This window comes from Corallococcus sp. CA041A (assembly GCF_003612075.1).
GTDB lineage: Bacteria > Myxococcota > Myxococcia > Myxococcales > Myxococcaceae > Corallococcus > Corallococcus exiguus.
Genome location: NZ_RAWF01000750.1, coordinates 1 through 396 on the forward strand (window position 1 = coordinate 1; position 396 = coordinate 396).

Sequence of the window (396 nt, forward strand, 5' to 3'; positions counted from 1 at the left end):
GTTAGGGGCGTTTGCTTATTGGTATGACGGATTGCTGCATTAGAATTTTCCGCATTGTCCGGGACACGCCCGGATGCGGCAAGGGAAATTTCTGAACGATCGTTCGATTTTTTGCTAAGCTGCGCTCAAGTCACATGCCGATATTGCTTCCGAGCAGCCGGGCGCCTGCCAAACCAACACACGGGGAACACGCATCATGGGTCTGTCGATCAATCTGGAAGGCAAAGTCGCGCTGATCACCGGCGCATCGAGCGGCCTGGGCGCACGTTTCGCGCACACGCTGGCGGCCGCCGGCGCGAAAGTCGTGCTGGCCTCGCGCCGTGTCGAACGGCTGAAAGAGCTGCGCGCCGACATCGAATCGAAGGGCGGCAGCGCCCATGTCGTACGCCTGGACGT

General features: G+C 60.1%; 1 protein-coding gene. It reads left to right on the plus strand.

Annotated features, from left to right (window positions below):
* Positions 1-196: 196 nt before the first annotated feature.
* Positions 197-396 (plus strand): SDR family NAD(P)-dependent oxidoreductase (locus D7V77_RS42935; protein ID WP_120581794.1); only part of this gene is annotated, 200 nt, incomplete at its 3' end.